The following is a 14,646-nucleotide window of genomic DNA, read 5'->3' on the forward strand; positions in this document are numbered from 1 at the left end:
GCGGGTCGGTCAGACCGCGGGGCGCTCGCGCCCCACGAAGCCCGCCCGCTGGAGCACGAGGTAGAGCTGGCAGCCGAGGCACAGCCCGAAGACGGCGTTGAGGAAAGCGGCCGCGAACGCGAGCGATGCGGCAACGGGCAGTGCCCACGGCACACCGGCGAGGTGCAGCGCGAGACCGATGACCGAGACGAAGAGGCCGACGCCCTGGGCGAAGCGCGGTGGGCGCGGGTCCTCGCGTTCGGTGGGCTTCGGCAGACGCGGCGCGATCACGCGGCGGAACAGCACGCTCCACGGCGCGGTGCGCGGCGCGATCACGCCCCACAGGAAGAGAAGGGCGATCACGATCAGCAGGAGGAACGCCGGGTCCAGAGCGCGCTGCGCGAGGCTCGCCTCCTGAATCGCCCACCCTGCGTCGGGCGTGAACGCCGCCGCGGCCAGGGGCTGATAGGCGAACCATTCGCCGGCTCGCTGCGTCGCGAGTCCCCTCAACGCGAGGAAGACGTCGATCAGCAGCAGAAGCGAGGTGATGGCGGCGGCGAAACGAGGGCCGCGCGGGTCGATGCCTGTGTCAGACATGGGCGCTGCTCCCCGTCAGGCGCGCCAGCTCCAGCTCGAGCATGTGACGGTTCGGCACGCCGCCCACGCGCGACTGCACGGCGCCGCGGGCGTCCAGGATGAGCGTCGTCGGCGTCTGCAGCACGTGGAAGTGCTTGGCGATGTCCGGACGGTGAGTGAGGTCGATGTCGAGGTGGCGGACGCCGTCGCGTGCTTCGGCGATCTGCGAGAGCGTGCGGTGCACGCCGGGACACTTGGCGCACAGCTCGGTGCTGAACTGCAGCAGCGTCGCGCGCTCGCCGAGGCTGTCGGCCCCCAGGCGCCGCGGCTGGATGACCTCGTGTGCGACGCCGCGACGGAGGCGACCTTGGCGGGCGCGCACGAGCATTCCGATGCCGGCGGTGACGGCGATCAGCACAGCGACGCCGAGGAGGGAGGCCAGGATGTCCACAACCGACAAGGCTAGACGTTCGCGCGCCGCGGGAGGCCGAATCCGGTGCGAACGCGACCACCGTCGTAACACGGCGACCCGGCGCGGCGCGGGTAGGGTGGCACGGTGACCGACGCCGACATCCAGTTCCGCAGTGACATGACCGTCGATCTCGTCAGATCGAGCGCCTCGGATTCCGACGTTCTGTTCGCGGCACGCGTGTCGACGCAGGGTGAGCAGACGCTCGAGTCCGCGCAGAGCGGCGAGGAGGCCTCGGGTCGTGACCGGGGTCTCGTGAAGTTCCTGATGAGGGATCGCCACGGCTCGCCGTTCGAGCACAATTCCATGACCTTCTACGTGCAGGCGCCCATCTTCGTCTTCCGCGAGTTCATGCGGCATCGCATCGCGTCGTACAACGAGGAGTCCGGACGCTACCGCGAGCTTCGGCCGGTGTTCTACGTGCCTGCTCGCGAGCGCAACCTGGTGCAGGTCGGCCGGCCGGGAGCGTATGAGTTCCTTCCCGGCAACGACGAGCAGTTCGCCCTGGTCGACGAGGCCACGCGTGCTGCGAGTGTGCAGGCGTTCGAGGCGTATCAGCGCATGCTGGAGGCCGGGGTCGCCCGCGAGGTGGCGCGCATCGTGCTCCCGCTGAACATCTACTCGTCGATGTACGTGACGATGAACGCCCGTGCGCTGATGAATTTCCTCTCGTTGCGCACCAAGGTCGAGGGCACGCACTTCCCGTCGTTCCCCCAGCGGGAGATCGAGATGTGCGCCGAGCAGATGGAGGCGCAGTGGCGTGAACTCATGCCGCTGACCCACGCGTCGTTCAACGCCAACGGACGCGTGGCGCCGTAACCATGGTCACGGCGCTGATCACCGGAGCAAGCTCGGGACTCGGTGCGGAATACGCGCGCCAGCTCGCGGCGCGCGGCGCCGACCTCGTGCTCGTCGCGCGGGATCTCGAGGCGCTCGACGCGGTCGCCGGAGCCATTCGTGCCTGCCACCGCGTAAAGGTGGAGGTGGTCAGCGCCGACCTCGCCGTCTCCGACGAGGTGGATCGGGTCGTCGCGCGGCTCACGGCCGCCGATGCGCCGGTCGAGCTCCTGGTCAACAACGCCGGTTTCGGTCTCCCTCTCGACTTCGCGGCGAACGACGTCGCACGCGAGGTCGATCATCTGCGCGTCCACGTCGAAGCGCCGCTTCGTCTGTGCCACGCCGCTCTTGAGGGCATGCTCGCGCGCGGTCACGGCCGCATCGTCAACGTCGCATCCGTCGCCGCCTATCTGCCGCGGTCGACCTACGGGGCGTGCAAGCGCTGGCTGGTGGACTTCAGTCGTTGGGCGAACGCCGCCTACGCGGCGCGTGGCGTGACGGTGACCGCGGTGTGCCCGGGCTTCACGCACACCGGCTTCCACGAGCGGATGGGGCTGGCTCCCGGGCGCGAGGGCGTGCCCGGGTGGATGTGGCTGGACGCGCGCGAGGTCGTGACCGCGTCACTGCGCGCCGCCGCGAAGGGACGCGGGGTCTCGATTCCGTCGTTGCGCTACCAGGCGCTCGCGCGCGTGGCTGCTCTCCTGCCGGCATCGCTCGGCGCGAGCGTCGGCACGCGCGGTCGCTGAGCGGACGCCGCGAGACGATAGCCTGGAGGCATGACGCTCGACGCCAATCCCTTCGGCCAGGTGCTCGTAGCCCTCATCACCCCGATGACGGCCGACGGAGAGGTCGACTGGCCGGCGACGGAGAAGCACATCGATGACGTCGTGTCCGCCGGTGCGGACGGGGTCGTCGTGACCGGCACCACGGGGGAGACCTCGACCCTCACCGACGCGGAGAAGCTGCGTCTGGTGGAGGTCGGCAAAGACGTCGCGGCCGGTCGAGCCAAGATCATCACCGGCGGAGGCTCCAACGAGACCGCGCACGCGATCGAGCTGTACAAGGCCAGTGAGAAGGCCGGTGCCGACGGCATCATGATCGTCACGCCGTACTACAACAAGCCCACCCAGGCCGGCATTCTGACCCACTTCCGGCTCGTTGCCGACGCCACCGATCTGCCGGTCATCCTCTACGACATCCCGGGCCGCACCGGCGTGCCGATCGCCTACGAGACGCTCCTCCGCGTGGCCAAGCACCCGAACATCCTCGCCGTGAAGGACGCCAAGGGAGACTTCAGCGAGGTCAGCCGGGTGCTCAATCAGACCGACCTGATGTACTTCTCGGGCGACGACGCCAATGTCCTGCCGCACCTGTCGATCGGCGCCAGCGGACTCATCGGGGTCACCGCCAACATCGCTCCGGCGCCCTACCGCACAATCGTCGATGCCGTCAACGCCGGCGACCTCGCCACCGCGACGGCGCAGCATCAGACCCTCGAGCCTCTCGTGCGAGCGGTGATGACGCATGTTCCCGGGACGGTCGCGGCGAAGTACATCCTGCACGGCCTGGGACGCATCTCCAGCCCTCGCGTGCGCCTGCCGCTGGTCGGCCCGGAGGAATGGGAGGCGGCCATGATCGAAGACGAGCTCGCGCTGGTGAGCGGAGTCGACGGTGCGGAGTTCCGCAACTTCCGCCCCGACCGCAACGCCGCCGCCGGCGGAGCGCTCCCGAAGGTCTCGGGGACCACCCGATGACCCCTCCCACGTCGGTCGCCATGCCGCCCGCACTCGAGAAGGGCACGCTCCGCGTCATCCCGCTCGGGGGTCTCGGGGAGGTCGGTCGCAACATGACCGTCTTCGAGATCGACGGCAAGCTGCTCGTCGTCGACTGCGGTGTGCTGTTCCCCGAGGAGCATCAGCCGGGTGTCGACCTCATCCTGCCCGATTTCGAGCCGATCAAGTCGCGCCTGAACGACATCGTCGGGGTGGTGCTCACCCACGGCCACGAAGACCACATCGGCGCCGTGCCCTACCTCCTGAAGCTCAAGGGAGACATCCCGATCATCGGATCCGGGCTCACCCTCGCGCTGACCGAGGCGAAGCTCAAAGAGCACCGCATCAAGCCCTACACCCTCACGGTCGCCGAGGGCCAGCGCGAGCAGGTGGGTCCGTTCGACCTCGAGTTCATCGCCGTCAACCACTCCATCCCGGATGCGCTCGCCGTGGCCATCCGCACGGTCGCCGGCACCGTTCTGGCCACGGGCGACTTCAAGATGGACCAGCTCCCGCTCGACGGGCGCCTGACCGACCTGCGCTCCTTCGCACGTATCGGCGAGGAGGGGATCGATCTGTTCATGGTCGACTCCACGAATGCCGACGTGCCCGGGTTCACCCCGCTGGAGCGGGAGATCGGGCCGGTCCTCGACCAGGTCATCGGCAAGGCGCCGCGCCGCGTGATCGTGGCGAGCTTCTCCAGCCACGTGCACCGCGTGCAGCAGGTGCTGGATGCCGCCCACGCCCACGGCCGGCGCGTCGCCCTCCTCGGACGCAGCATGGTGCGCAACATGACCATCGCCGAGAAGCTGGGCTATCTCACGGTGCCCTCCGGTGTGCTCATCGACTACAAGAAGGCGCGCGATCTCCCCGACGACCGGATCGTCTACATGTCGACCGGTTCGCAGGGTGAGCCGATGGCCGTGCTCAGCCGCATGGCCAACCTCGATCACGAGATCGAGCCCGGCCCCGGCGACACCGTCATCCTCGCCTCCAGCCTCATCCCGGGCAACGAGAACGCCGTGTACCGCGTGATCGACGGTCTCACCAAGCTCGGCACCAACGTGGTGCACAAGGGCAATGCCAAGGTGCACGTGTCCGGCCACGCAGCGGCAGGCGAGCTGCTCTACTGTTACAACATCCTGCGCCCGCGCAACGTCCTGCCGATCCACGGCGAATACCGCCACCTGATGGCCAACGCCAAACTCGCCCAGGACACGGGCGTTCCCGCCGAGCGCACGCTGCTCGCCGAGAACGGCACGGTCATCGATCTTCGCGACGGCGAGGCGCTCGCGGTGGGTCAGCTCGATCTCGGCTTCGTCTACGTCGACGGCTCGTCGGTCGGCGAGATCACCGACGCCGACCTGAAGGACCGTCGCATCCTGGGCGAGGAGGGCTTCATCTCCGTGATCGTCGTCGTCGATGCCGCGACGGGCAAGATCATCAGCGGTCCGGAGATCCACGCGCGCGGTTTCGCCGAGGACGACAAGGTCTTCGAAGACGTCAAGCCGAAGATCGCCGCCGCGCTGGCCGAAGCGGCGCAGTCGGGAGTGCGAGACCAGCACGCGCTGTCGCAGGTGGTGCGGCGGACGATCGGACGCTGGGTCAATCAGCGTCTGCGGCGTCGTCCGATGATCGTTCCGCTGGTCATCGAGGCGTGATCGCCCCGGTGTAGGACCGCTCCAGCCCCGGGCGCAGGCGCACGAGGAGCTCCTCGCCGACCGTGTCGATCGATTCCGCGACGGTCGTAGCGCTGTGCTCGCCGTGCGCTCCCTGCCCGAAGATGTACACGCGGTCTTCGACGCGCGCGCCCGGATATCCGGCGACGGTCGAGGTCGCGCCGTCGACCGTCAGCAGGCGGCGCGCGCCGGCGTCGGTGCCGACGGTCACGCGGCCGCCGAGGGCCGACGGGACGCCGTCGAGCGATCCGATGTCGATCACCACCCGGTCCCCGGCCACGTCGATCACGTCGGCGACGAGCGTCGCGGCCGGCGAGATGCCCGGCAGATCCGGGCCGCCCGCGGAGCGGATGCCGTATCCGAAGGCGCCGACACGCACCAGATCATCGCGGAACTCCGGACGGGCGAACGCGGCCGCGCTCGCCGCAAGGTGCCGCACGTCCGGGGTGAGGCCGGCCGCGCGAGCGATCGCGACCGCATCGAGGAACAGGGCACGCGAGGCGTCGTCGTCGGCGTCACTGGTCTCGGCGATGTGGGTCCACAGGCCCACGACGCGGATGCGTCCGTCGGCTTCCGCCCGTGCGGCGCGTGCGACGACATCCGACCACTCCTCCGGGCGCACGCCGTTGCGATGCAGGCCGGTGTCGACCTTCAGATGCACACGCAGGTGCCGATCCGCGGCGATGATCCGTTCCAGGTAGGCGGCGTCGCCGACGCCGAGATCCAGGTCGGCGTCGGCGGCACCCTGCAGCGAGTCGGCGTCGAGGATCGTCGTCCACGCGAAGATGCGCGAACCGCCGCCGACCACGCGGCGCACGCGCAGTCCACTGTCGATGTCGAAGGATCCGAACCAGTCGATCCCGGCCGCCGAGGCCGCTTCCGCGACGGGCTCGAGACCGTGCCCGTAGGCATCGTTCTTGACCACGAAGAGCGTCTCGGCGGGGGAGACGGTGCGGCGCACCGTGGCCAGATTCTCGCGGAGGCGGTCGAGATCGACCGCGAGGCGCGCGGGCATCAGGCCACGCTCCGTCGCGGCACGCACGCGCCGATCACCCCGGCCAGCTCCGCCCGCGTCCACCCCGTCGCCTCGGCCCAGCTGTCGAGGCTGCGCCGAGCCGGGCCGTCGCCTCCGAACAGCGAGACGGGCGCTCCGGGGACGACGGACGAGCCGTCGGGCCCGAGGTCGACCACGCATACGTCCATGGCGATGCGACCGACGACCGGGCACATCCGGCCCTCGACGCAGACCGAGATGCGGTTTCCGAGCGCTCGGGCCACGCCCTGCCCGTAGCCGCCGGCGACGAGCCCGATCCAGGTGTCGGCGGCTGCACGGTGGGTGTACCCGTACGAGACGCCTTCGCCCGCCCGGAGCGGTTTCGTCGAGAGGATGCACGATGAAGCGTGCATCGCGGGGTCGGCGCCCGCGGAGAGCCCATAGAAGACCGCGGAATCCCCGTGCGGCGCGACCCCGTGGAGCCCGGCCGCTCGCAGGCGGGGGGCGTCGGCGGGCTCCACACACGCCCGGTCGACCCCCGCGGCCAGCAGGGCCCGCACTCCGGCGTCGATGCCATGGCCCCAGGCGTCGCGACGGAGGTCGACGACGATGCCGGCGGCGGCCGCGGCTCGGGCGCCGGTGACGAGGGCCCCGTCGGAGACCTCGACCGAGAGCCCGGCCGGCGTCAAAAGCCGATCACCTCACGGTAGCGCGGGCGGTGACCGGTGCGGCGGCCGAGGACCGAGGGCTTGATCTCGTAGACACCCGTGCCCCAGTTGCCCTCGATGAGCACGGGACCCTTCTCGGTGATCGCGACATCCCATCCGACGTACTGCACCTGCGGAACGACGCGCGCGGCGCGATCGATGAGGTCGAGCGCCTCCTCGAGCATCGGCAGGCGGAACTCGGCGATCGGGAATCCGGTGTCGGGGTGTCGTTCCCACACGTGGCCGTGCGAGTCGTATCCGTCGCCCATCGCCTTGCCGTGCTCGTCGAGCATCGTGTAGAAGCCGCCGAAGTCCATCTGGTCGGCGGCCTGTCCGCGCCCGAACTTCTGCGCCATGGCGAGGATGTGGGTCTTCTCACCGTCGAAGAAGGCCGCGATGCGCGTCGAGTTGACGGTGCCGGGACAGACGGCGGCCAGGTCGGGGTGCTGCACGATGTTCTCCTCGATGAGCAGCTCACCGCGCTCGAGGAGTCCGCGGTGGAAGGCCGCAGCGTCGTCGACGTCGTCGATCGTGTAGCGGGTGATGGCCGAGCCCGCCTGGCCGGTCTGGCGCTTGGTGATGATCGTGGGGTGCGTCGCCATGAACGCCGCGAGCTCGTCGGCGTTGCCGGCGTCGAGCATCATCCAGTCGCGGCCGAGAAGATCGGAGAACTCGCGCACGAACGCGAACTTGTCGTGGAAGAGGTGCCGGTAGTCCGGGTGGTCGTACTTCTGGGAGATCGCGTTCGAGATCGGATGCGTCATGAACGTCTTGCGCTCGGCGCGGGTGAGCATGGCGAAGTCGTAGTCGACGTAGTCCTGGAAGCCGACCTTGTGGAACGCCGCCTGCCAGTACATGTCCGCGACCACCGTCGCGACGGGCTTGCCGAACTGTCGAGAGACCTCGCGCGCACGCTCGACGACGGATCCGGCGTTGAGGTTGCGGACGCGGTAGACGAGGTAGTTCACATGCGACCGGAGGCCGAGACTGCGCGATGCCATTCGTTCTCTCTCGATGGGCGGGACGGGAAACTCTCCCCGCAGAGCCTAATCGCCCGCGCGGCGCGGTGCCTGTGCACCGCCGAGTCGCTCCCGGGGAACGTCGGCGCCCTCGCCTACCGTGGATCGCATGGCCAAGAGCTCCACCTCCACCTCGCGCGGGCGGGCGCCCGGGAAGGGCTCCTCGACGCGCGCCCGCAAGCCCGACCCGACGCCCACGCGCTACGTGGGAGACGAGGACAAGCCGGCTCTGACCGTGCGCGCGTGGATGGGACTCGCCCACGGGGTCGGAGGCCTGTTCCGGGCGTTCGGTCCGGAGACGCTCGAGAAGGACCAGCGCCGTGACGGCCTGCCGCTCCTGCTCGTCCTCCTCGCGGTGATCGGTGCGGTCGTGGAGTGGTTCTTCATCGGCACCGAGGCGGGCGCCGCCATCAGCGCCTACTCCGTCGGCGGCCTCGTCGGGCGCGTCGCGTTCGTCATGCCGGTGCTCCTGGTGTTCCTCGCGGGGTGGATGTTCCGCCACCCGTCCTCGGTGCACGACAACGGCCGTATCGGCATCGGCTTCGGCCTCTTCGTGGTCACCATCGCCGGTTTCTGCCATATCGCCGGCGGACGGCCGCAGCCGCGTGAGGGGCTCCCGGCCCTGAGCGGCGCCGGCGGCGTCTTCGGGTGGATGATCGGCGAGCCGCTCGCGATGCTGCTCACCGACGTCGGCGGATGCATCGTGCTCGGCGTTCTGACGCTGCTGAGCGTGCTCATCCTGACCAAGACCCCGCCGAACCGCATTGGCCGACGTCTCGGCGACCTCTATGCGTGGATGTTCGGCGCCGAGCGCACCGAGGCGGGATCGCCGCGGTTCACAGACGACGGCGACGCCGCCGACGGCGACGGCGACGGCTCCGACGATGGTGTGCCCTGGTGGCGGCGGAACAAGAGCGGCCGTGAGAAGGACGCCGACGGAGAGCTCGGATCCCAGGACCTCACCGAGCTGCTCGCGCCGGGCGCGCCCGAGGGCGGCTTCGAGAAGGCGATCCAGCCGCCGGCACCGGAGCCGACGACGATGCCCCGCCCCGCCGACGACGCGGTCACCGAGGTCATCGATCCGGTGTCGCTGGCCGGACTGTCCGCGTCGGGCTCGCAGACGTCGCTGCGCGACGACGCCGACAGCGAGTCGGATGATGATCTGCCCGGCCTGTCCGGCATCGGCGGCGACGCGCCGCGGGACCAGCCGAGCGCGCCGTATCGCCTGCCGTCCGTCACCGCACTCGCCCAGGGGACGCCCCACAAGTCGCGGTCCGAGGCGAACGATGCGGTCGTCGCCGCCATCACGGGCGTTTTCGAACAGTTCAAGGTCGACGCGACCGTCACCGGCTTCTCGCGCGGCCCGACCGTCACGCAGTACGAGATCGAGCTCGGGCCGGGCGTGAAGGTCGAGCGCATCACCGCGCTCACCAACAACATCGCCTATGCCGTCGCCTCGAACGAGGTGCGCATCCTGGCGCCGATCCCGGGCAAGAGAGCGATCGGTGTCGAGATCCCGAACACCGACCGGGAGATCGTCACCCTCGGTGACGTGCTGCGTTCGCAGACGGCCGTCCAATCGACGCATCCGATGACCATCGGCGTCGGCAAGGACGTCGGGGGCGGCTTCGTGGTGGCCAACCTCGCGAAGATGCCTCACCTGCTGGTCGCCGGATCCACCGGCTCGGGCAAGTCGAGCTTCGTGAACTCCATGATCACGAGCCTGCTGATGCGTGCGAAGCCCAGCGATGTGCGCATGGTGCTGATCGACCCGAAACGGGTCGAGCTGACCTCCTACACCGGGGTTCCCCACCTGATCACGCCCATCATCACGAATCCCAAGAAGGCGGCCGAGGCGCTGCAGTGGGTCGTGAAGGAGATGGACATGCGTTACGACGACCTCGCCTCCTTCGGCTTCCGCCACATCGACGATTTCAACAAGGCCGTCGTCGCCGGTGAGGTGAAACTGCCCGAGGGCAGCGAGCGCGTGCTGAAGCCCTATCCCTATCTGCTGGTCGTCGTCGATGAGCTCGCCGATCTCATGATGGTCGCACCGCGCGACGTCGAGGACTCCATCGTCCGCATCACGCAGCTGGCCCGCGCGAGCGGCATCCACCTCGTGCTCGCGACGCAGCGACCGAGCGTCGATGTCGTGACGGGCCTCATCAAGGCCAACGTGCCGTCGCGCCTCGCCTTCGCCGTCACGAGCGTGACCGATTCGCGCGTCATCCTCGACCAGCCGGGGGCCGATCGGCTCATCGGCCAGGGCGACGGGCTCTTCCTGCCGATGGGAGCCTCGAAGTCCCTCCGTGTGCAGGGCGCGTGGGTCAGCGAGAGCGAGATCGAGAAGGTCGTCTCGCACGTGACCAATCAGGCTCGCCCCGAGTACCGCTCGGACGTCGAAGCGGCCGTGGAGAAGAAGGAAGTCGATGCCGACATCGGCGACGACCTCGAGCTCCTCCTGGCCGCAGCCGAGCTGGTCGTGTCGACCCAGTTCGGTTCGACCTCGATGCTCCAGCGCAAGCTGCGTGTCGGCTTCGCCAAGGCCGGGAGGCTGATGGACCTGCTCGAGTCACGGGAGATCGTCGGGCCCTCTGAGGGCTCGAAGGCCCGCGATGTTCTCGTCACCAACGAGCAGCTCCCGGGGGTGCTCGCGCGCCTGCGGGGCGAGGACGGACCCGCAGAGACCCCCAAGCCCTCCGCTGCGCCGGCTGACCCCTACGAGGCCGATCCGCTGGAGGCTCAGTACGAGGGCAAGCCGGTGGTCCAGGTGGATGAGGATGAGGATGCCTGGGGCCTGACCGGGCGAGAATGATGACCATGGCCGTTCCTCGTCAGCTCCCCAATGCCATCACGATCGTGCGCATCCTCTGCGCGCCGGTCTTCCTGTGGATGCTCCTCGCCGACGATGGCGCCGACGGTGGTCTGCGCTGGGCGGCCGCGGTCCTCTTCGTCGTCGCGATCGCGACCGACGGTCTGGACGGACACCTCGCGCGGGCGAACGACATCGTGACCGATCTCGGCAAGCTGCTCGACCCCATCGCCGACAAGGTGCTGACCGGCTTCGCCTTCGTGGGGCTCTCGATTCTCGGTGAGCTTCCGTGGTGGGTGACGATCGTCATCCTGGTCCGCGAGATCGGCATCACGGTCTATCGCTTCGTCGTCGTGAGCGACCATGTTCTCGCCGCCGCCTGGATGGGAAAGCTCAAGACGGTGGCACAGGGCGTCGCGCTGGCGCTCGCTCTGCTGCCGCTGTGGACCGTGGTCGGCGACGGGATCTTCTGGGTCAACGGCGTCGCGATGGCGATTGCCCTCGTCCTCACGATCGCCAGCGGCGTCGACTACGTGGTGTCCGAGGTGCGCGGAGCGCGCCGACCCCGCCGATGAACGACGCGGCGACGCTCGTCGAGGCGCTGCGGCGGAGGGGGTGGTCCCTCGCCACCGCTGAATCGCTCACCGGCGGGCTGGTGTGCGCGGAGCTGACCGCCGTGCCGGGAGCATCAGAGGTCGTGCGCGGTGGCGTCGTGGCCTATGCGACCGAACTCAAGGCGGAACTCCTCGATGTCGCCGGTGATCTCCTCGCCGCGCACGGTCCGGTTCATCCGGAGGTGGCGGCCGCGATGGCCGAGGGAGTGCGTCGACGGCTCGGTGCCGACGTGGGCGTGGCCACGACGGGCGTCGCCGGTCCCGCTCGACAGGGCGAATCTCCCGTAGGCCGGGTCTATGTCGCGGTCGCGTCGCCGAACGGCCGCCGTGTCGAGGAGCTCTCGCTGCAGGGCGAGCGCGATCAGATCCGTCGGCAAAGCGTCGTCCGCGCGCTCGCGCTCGCGACGTCGATGATCTGACCGAATTCGACGCTCGCCGAGGGTGTTCGGGAATGCCTGGTGTTTCCCTTCGGTTACATTCGGTGATTCCCACCTCATGCAAAGGGGCCGGGATTAGATTGGACATCACGGTGTTGTACTGTGGTGCACCCGGCGATCGGAATCACGAGTGAGGAGGGGCCCGACATGATCCTTGTGCGTCAGGAGATCGGGGAAGTCCTGCGGGACTTCCGTCAGCAGAAGGGGCAGACCCTCCGTCAGGTCGCGAGTCGCGCCAGTGTCGCGCTCGGCTACCTCAGCGAGGTGGAGCGCGGCCAGAAGGAGGCCTCGAGCGAGATCCTCGCGTCCCTGGCCGAGGCTCTCGACGTGCCGATCTCCACGATCATGCGCGAGGTGGGCGATCGCCTGTCCGTGCTCGAAGGTCTGCAGACGTTCCCCGACGTGGTCCCGGACGACCTCGTCGCTTCCGTCGACGCCGAGCTGACGCTGCGGTGACCGCCCTCCCTCACGGGAGAGTCCATGCGGCGCAGTGAATTCCGTCGCGCCGTCGACGATGAGTTCGGCCCCCGTGGCGGTGCGCTCCTCGACGATCTGGTCATCCCGGGGATCGGCGACCGCACGGCGACGGATGCGCTGGATGCCGGCGTGCCGCCGCGTGAGGTGTGGATCGCCCTCTGCATCGAGATGGATGTTCCGCCGGAGCGACGTCACGGTGTCGGCCGACTCGAACCTCGTCGCTGACGACACGCCGCGCGCCTCGAAGATGTGTTCGAATCGTGGCGTAATGTGCTGCACACGGGCCGTTTCGACCCGGTGATCCCCGGCCGGCGCCGGATCTCCGACGCGATGTCGGAGCCCCCTCCTACCGTGGATCACGTCATCGAGACGACCCACGCCTTGTCGCAGCATCCGATCCGCCGGAGAGGAGCGCGACAGCCTACAGGCGACGGATTGCGAGCATAAGGAGCACGCCATGCCATCACCCGCTGACCGCGAGAAGGCCCTCGAATCGGCTCTCGCCCAGATCGACCGCCAGTTCGGCAAGGGGTCGGTCATGCGCCTGGGCAGCGACGAACGCGCCCCGGTCGAGATCATCCCGACCGGATCGATCGCGCTCGACGTGGCGCTCGGCGTCGGCGGGCTTCCTCGCGGGCGCATCATCGAGATCTACGGGCCGGAGTCGTCGGGTAAGACGACGCTGACCCTGCACGCCATCGCGAACTGCCAACGCGCCGGCGGGATCGCCGCGTTCATCGACGCGGAGCACGCCCTCGACCCCGACTACGCGCAGAAACTCGGCGTCGACATCGATGCGCTCCTCGTGTCGCAGCCCGACACGGGCGAGCAGGCGCTCGAGATCGCCGACATGCTTATCCGTTCCGGTGCCATCGACCTCGTCGTCATCGACTCCGTCGCGGCTCTCGTGCCGAAGGCCGAGATCGAAGGAGAGATGGGCGATTCGCACGTGGGTCTGCAGGCGCGCCTGATGTCGCAGGCGCTGCGCAAACTGACCGGTGGGCTCAACACCACCAAGACCACCGCGATCTTCATCAACCAGCTGCGTGAGAAGATCGGCGTCTTCTTCGGCTCGCCCGAGACGACAGCCGGTGGAAAAGCGCTGAAGTTCTACGCCTCCGTGCGCCTGGACATCCGTCGCATCGAGACGCTGAAGGACGGCTCCGACGCGGTCGGAAACCGCACGAGGGTGAAGATCGTCAAGAACAAGATGGCCCCGCCGTTCAAGCAGGCCGAGTTCGACATCCTCTACGGAGTCGGTATCTCTCGGGAGGGAAGCCTGATCGACTTCGGTGTGGAGCACGGCATCGTCAAGAAGTCGGGAGCCTGGTACACCTACGACGGTGAGCAGCTCGGCCAGGGCAAGGAGAACGCCCGGAACTTCCTGATCAAGAACGCGGATATCGCGGCGGACATCGAGACGAAGATCAAAGAGAAGCTCGGGATCGGCCAGCCCCGCGTTGAAGCCTCGGCCGACGAGTTGGCCGCCCGCCGACCGGCCTGATGGTCCGGTTCGCCGATGACGGGGGCGAGGAGGCGGATGAGCGCCTCGCCCCCGTCACGCCCCTCTTCGGCCCGCGTGGCAGTGGCGCAGACACGACGCGTATGGCCGCATCGGCGGCCGCGGATGAGCTTCCGCCCGACCGGGCCGGTGGATGGGATCGCACCTGGACGTCGGATCTGGGTCTTTCTCGAGAAGCCGACGAAACCGAGGTCGTCGGTCATGCCGACGCCGACGAGGCCCGTGACGCCGCGGAGAAGCAGCTTCTGCGCAAGCTTCGGAGCAAGCCTCTGTCGATCGCGGAGGCCCGCGCGTTCCTCGCGACTCACGAACTCGACGACGGTCTCGCTGCGTCGATCATCGACCATGCGTGTCGCCGTGGCTACCTCGACGATTCGTCGCTCGCCGAGCACCTGATCCATGTCGCCGTCGATCGCAAGGGTCAGGGGCGTACCGCGATCGCCATGGCGCTGCAGAAGCGTCGCATTCCCCGTGACGTCGTCGACGCGGCGCTCGCGGGCCTGCCCGACGACGACGGCGATCGCGCGCTCGAGTTCGCGCGCACGAAGGCTCGGCAGCTGGACCGTGTCGAACAGGACGTCGCGCTGCGGCGGCTCGTCGGCCAGCTTTCGCGCCGGGGATACGCCGGTTCGGTCGCCATGGAGGCCGCGCGGCGTGCGCTTGACGAGCATCGTGGCGCGCGAGGCGTCAGGTTCTCCTGATCGCCGCCGCCCCGGGAGTGCCATGGTTGCCTTGGTGGGGCTTGATGCCGA

The 14,646-nt window shown here is 69.0% G+C and carries 16 protein-coding genes; 11 read left to right on the plus strand and 5 right to left on the minus strand.

The features are described 5' to 3' along the window. Window positions 1-9 precede the first annotated feature (9 nt). The gene (locus ACGG9C_RS08830; RefSeq protein WP_390178567.1) at window positions 10-576 is read right to left on the minus strand and encodes a DUF4395 domain-containing protein; all 567 of its coding nucleotides are present in this window, start codon (window positions 574-576) and stop codon (window positions 10-12) included. Further along, on the minus strand, window positions 569-1,006 hold the full coding sequence (locus ACGG9C_RS08835; protein ID WP_071045699.1) for a thioredoxin domain-containing protein: 438 nt from the start codon (window positions 1,004-1,006) through the stop codon (window positions 569-571). The genes ACGG9C_RS08830 and ACGG9C_RS08835 overlap by 8 nt, the downstream gene beginning before the upstream one ends. 138 nt (window positions 1,007-1,144) lie before the next feature. On the opposite strand from ACGG9C_RS08835, the gene thyX reads away from it, so the two are divergent. The 4 genes from thyX to ACGG9C_RS08855 are packed head-to-tail and all read left to right on the plus strand — an operon-like array spanning window position 1,145 to window position 5,294. Beyond that, entirely contained in the window at window positions 1,145-1,843 is a 699-nt protein-coding gene (gene thyX / locus ACGG9C_RS08840; RefSeq protein WP_390178589.1) for an FAD-dependent thymidylate synthase, read from the plus strand. Between the two features lie 2 nt (window positions 1,844-1,845). Beyond that, window positions 1,846-2,607, plus strand: a complete 762-nt coding sequence (locus ACGG9C_RS08845) for an SDR family NAD(P)-dependent oxidoreductase (RefSeq protein WP_390178568.1) — start codon at window positions 1,846-1,848, stop codon at window positions 2,605-2,607. 30 nt (window positions 2,608-2,637) lie between these two features. Next, window positions 2,638-3,615 carry a 4-hydroxy-tetrahydrodipicolinate synthase gene (gene dapA / locus ACGG9C_RS08850; protein WP_390178569.1) on the plus strand — a complete coding sequence of 326 codons (978 nt, stop codon included), beginning with the start codon at window positions 2,638-2,640 and terminating at the stop codon, window positions 3,613-3,615. After that, window positions 3,612-5,294 carry a ribonuclease J gene (locus ACGG9C_RS08855; protein WP_071045702.1) on the plus strand — a complete coding sequence of 561 codons (1,683 nt, stop codon included), beginning with the start codon at window positions 3,612-3,614 and terminating at the stop codon, window positions 5,292-5,294. Before dapA ends, ACGG9C_RS08855 begins: the two co-directional genes overlap by 4 nt. Here the strand turns inward: ACGG9C_RS08855 and ACGG9C_RS08860 are convergent. The 3 genes from ACGG9C_RS08860 to ACGG9C_RS08870 are packed head-to-tail and all read right to left on the minus strand — an operon-like array spanning window position 5,281 to window position 8,014. Continuing rightward, window positions 5,281-6,327, minus strand: a complete 1,047-nt coding sequence (locus ACGG9C_RS08860; RefSeq protein WP_390178570.1) for an alanine racemase — start codon at window positions 6,325-6,327, stop codon at window positions 5,281-5,283. The two genes, ACGG9C_RS08855 and ACGG9C_RS08860, sit on opposite strands and share 14 nt — an antisense overlap. Next, window positions 6,327-6,995 (minus strand): alanine racemase C-terminal domain-containing protein, encoded by a 669-nt coding sequence (locus ACGG9C_RS08865; protein WP_390178571.1) that lies wholly within the window; start codon window positions 6,993-6,995, stop codon window positions 6,327-6,329. Before ACGG9C_RS08865 ends, ACGG9C_RS08860 begins: the two co-directional genes overlap by 1 nt. Further along, window positions 6,992-8,014 (minus strand): sugar-transfer associated ATP-grasp domain-containing protein, encoded by a 1,023-nt coding sequence (locus tag ACGG9C_RS08870; protein ID WP_286721233.1) that lies wholly within the window; start codon window positions 8,012-8,014, stop codon window positions 6,992-6,994. The genes ACGG9C_RS08865 and ACGG9C_RS08870 overlap by 4 nt, the downstream gene beginning before the upstream one ends. Window positions 8,015-8,141: 127 nt before the next feature. Here ACGG9C_RS08870 and ACGG9C_RS08875 point away from each other — a divergent pair, with 127 nt between their 5' ends. The 7 genes from ACGG9C_RS08875 to ACGG9C_RS08905 all read left to right on the plus strand — a co-directional run bounded on the left by ACGG9C_RS08875 (window position 8,142) and on the right by ACGG9C_RS08905 (window position 14,595). Beyond that, window positions 8,142-10,847: a DNA translocase FtsK 4TM domain-containing protein gene (locus ACGG9C_RS08875; RefSeq protein ID WP_390178572.1), complete on the plus strand. Its 2,706-nt coding sequence runs from the start codon at window positions 8,142-8,144 to the stop codon at window positions 10,845-10,847. Window positions 10,848-10,852: 5 nt separating this feature from the next. Next, complete coding sequence (gene pgsA, locus ACGG9C_RS08880; RefSeq protein WP_390178573.1) at window positions 10,853-11,419, plus strand: CDP-diacylglycerol--glycerol-3-phosphate 3-phosphatidyltransferase; 567 nt, start codon at window positions 10,853-10,855, stop codon at window positions 11,417-11,419. After that, complete coding sequence (locus ACGG9C_RS08885) at window positions 11,416-11,877, plus strand: CinA family protein (protein WP_390178574.1); 462 nt, start codon at window positions 11,416-11,418, stop codon at window positions 11,875-11,877. Before pgsA ends, ACGG9C_RS08885 begins: the two co-directional genes overlap by 4 nt. 165 nt (window positions 11,878-12,042) lie before the next feature. Further along, window positions 12,043-12,351 carry a helix-turn-helix domain-containing protein gene (locus ACGG9C_RS08890; protein WP_071045706.1) on the plus strand — a complete coding sequence of 103 codons (309 nt, stop codon included), beginning with the start codon at window positions 12,043-12,045 and terminating at the stop codon, window positions 12,349-12,351. Window positions 12,352-12,375: 24 nt separating this feature from the next. Beyond that, window positions 12,376-12,597 (plus strand): DUF3046 domain-containing protein, encoded by a 222-nt coding sequence (locus tag ACGG9C_RS08895; protein ID WP_071045707.1) that lies wholly within the window; start codon window positions 12,376-12,378, stop codon window positions 12,595-12,597. 232 nt (window positions 12,598-12,829) lie between these two features. Next, a complete protein-coding gene (gene recA, locus ACGG9C_RS08900) occupies window positions 12,830-13,876 on the plus strand; it encodes a recombinase RecA (protein ID WP_071045708.1) in 1,047 nt (348 codons plus the stop codon). A gap of 101 nt (window positions 13,877-13,977) precedes the next feature. Further along, the gene (locus ACGG9C_RS08905; RefSeq protein ID WP_390178575.1) at window positions 13,978-14,595 is read left to right on the plus strand and encodes a regulatory protein RecX; all 618 of its coding nucleotides are present in this window, start codon (window positions 13,978-13,980) and stop codon (window positions 14,593-14,595) included. The last annotated feature ends 51 nt before the right edge of the window (window positions 14,596-14,646 follow it).

It is taken from the genome of Microbacterium sp. MTN4-26, assembly GCF_042846595.1.
Classification (GTDB): Bacteria; Actinomycetota; Actinomycetes; order Actinomycetales; family Microbacteriaceae; genus Microbacterium; species Microbacterium luteum.